Here is a 2,181-nt window from a genome sequence, read left to right as displayed (position 1 = left end):
ATCAGCATCAGACTGCCCGGTACGGCATCAGGGATCAGTGACCCGGCAGCATTGGTCAAAAGCAGACGTTCCGCGCCAAGTTCGTGCAAAATTTCAAGCGGCTCGGCCATCAGATCCGATCGGCCATGCTCGTAATAATGCGCCCGCCCCTGCATCACAGCGACAGGCACACCGCCAATACGGCCAAGAACAAGTGTCCCGCCATGTCCGACCACCGTGGGGCGCGGGAAGCCAGGCAATTCTTCGTACGCAATGCTGATCGCATCACTTACGGCGTCAACTACACCACCAAGGCCGCTGCCCAGAACCAATGCAACTTCTGCCCTGAAACCCGGCGCCTTGGCGGCGATGACATCAAGCGCTGCTTTTACGTTGCTCATTTGAGGTTCTCCGGCCCGAAGGAATGGGGAATAAGTTCTTCACGGCTGAGCGTCAGAAGCGTTTCACCGGCATCATTGATGATGAAGATGGTCGCATCGGGACCGGTAAATTCGCGGATCTTCTGGCGGCACCCACCACACGGGGTACAGGCGATATCGCCCAGCCCGACAACGACGATCTCGTCAAAACGGGTTTCCCCTGACAGTACCATTGCCGAAATCGCGCCGGCCTCTGCACAGACGCCCTCGGGATATGCCGCATTTTCAACATTGCAGCCTGAAATGACCTTGCCCTCAGTCGTGCGCAGCGCGGCACCGACAAAGAACTTCGAATAAGGCGCATATGCCTTGTCACGAGCCGCAAGTGCCGCGTCAATCAGATCGCGCGGAGCCTGTTTATGAGCAACCATTTGTTTGATCCTGTTTTGATTACCTATCGCGCCTGACCAAAGCGCATATTTTTGGAAGAATGTGGTTCGGGACTGCCTGCATCATAGGCCGAGACCCGAACCACGAAAAGCTTAGCGTTCCTTGACGTATGCCCGACCAAGCGCCTTTGGCGGAATGGCGCGGCCAATGAACCCGGCCAGAAGAATGACCGTCAGGATATAGGGCAATGCCTGCACTAACTGGACCGGAACTTCGCCGATACCGGGCAGAACGACACCCTGCAAACGTGTGGCTGCCGCATCAAGGAAGCCAAACAACAGGCAGGCTGCCAATGCCGGGAACGGACGCCACTTGCCAAACACCATCGCGGCCAGCGCGATATAGCCTTTGCCTGCGGTCATGTCTTGGAGGAAGGATGCGCCTTGCGCAGTCGATAGATAGGCGCCTGACATACCGACAAGCACGCCACTGCAAATCACGGCGCGATAGCGCATCGAGACAACGCCAATGCCTGCCGTATCAACAGCACCCGGGTTTTCGCCAACCGCGCGCAGACGCAAGCCAAACCGGGTGCGATACATCACCCACCAGGCTGCCGGAACGGCAAGGAAGGCAACATAAACCAGTATATTATGACCGCTTAGCAGTTCCGAATAAATCAGGCCCAGAACCGGAACGTCCTGAACGGCGTCGGCACCCGGGAACGTGATCGGCTGGAAACGTGATCCTTTATCAAGCGCTGGCGTTTTGCCGCCCTGTGCAAAAAGTGCAATCCCGACAAGGGCGGTCAGACCCGACATCAGGATATTGATCGCCATCCCCGAAACCACCTGGTTGCCCTTGTGCGTGATACAGGCAAAACCATGCAACAGCGAAAGCGCAATCGTGGTTGCAATCGCAGCCAGAAGCCCGACCCACGGGCTTCCGACATAAAATGCAACCGCAGCTGCCGAAAACGCCCCGCCCAGCATCATGCCTTCAAGGGCAAGGTTAATCGTCCCGGACCGTTCGGAAAACATCCCGGCCAGGGCCGCGAGAATAAGCGGTGTCGAGGTGCGCAGCGTTGCATCCAGCAACAGGATAATCAGCTGAAATGTATCCATTATGCGCCCTCCCCGGCATACTGGCGCAGGCGCCAGGCTGTATAGATCTTTGTCACGCGCGGACGGAACATGTGTTCCATCGCACCGGTAAACAGGATGACAAGCCCCTGAATAACCACGACCATGTCATTCGAGATGGTCGGAATTTCAAATGAAAGCTCCGCCCCGCCCTGATAGAGCATCCCAAACAACAATGCCGCCAAGAAGATGCCAAACGGATGGTTGCGCCCCATCAGCGCCACAGCAATGCCGACAAAGCCGTAGCCTGCGGTGAAATCAATCAGCAGGCGGTGCTGAACACCCATGAC

The 2,181-nt window shown here is 57.0% G+C and carries 3 protein-coding genes and 1 pseudogene; all 4 read right to left on the bottom strand.

Translation table 11 applies throughout. The features are described 5' to 3' along the window. Positions 1-380 (bottom strand): annotated as a pseudogene (locus tag B3Z49_RS20830) (purine-nucleoside phosphorylase); the annotation flags it as partial. Continuing rightward, positions 377-790, bottom strand: coding sequence for a cytidine deaminase (locus B3Z49_RS20825; RefSeq protein ID WP_296994487.1), 414 nt, complete (start codon positions 788-790; stop codon positions 377-379). The pseudogene B3Z49_RS20830 and the gene B3Z49_RS20825, both read right to left, overlap by 4 nt. Positions 791-901: 111 nt before the next feature. Next, positions 902-1,873, bottom strand: coding sequence for an ABC transporter permease (locus tag B3Z49_RS20820; RefSeq protein WP_296994484.1), 972 nt, complete (start codon positions 1,871-1,873; stop codon positions 902-904). After that, the coding region (locus tag B3Z49_RS20815; protein ID WP_414716277.1) for an ABC transporter permease subunit at positions 1,873-2,181 on the bottom strand (309 nt) is incomplete at its 5' end. The genes B3Z49_RS20820 and B3Z49_RS20815, both read right to left, overlap by 1 nt.

The sequence above is a fragment of the Thalassospira sp. UBA1131 genome (assembly GCF_002311515.1).
Lineage (GTDB): Bacteria > Pseudomonadota > Alphaproteobacteria > Rhodospirillales > Thalassospiraceae > Thalassospira.
The sequence above is the reverse complement of the archived record's forward strand: the minus strand, read 5'-3'. Positions and strand labels throughout refer to the sequence as shown.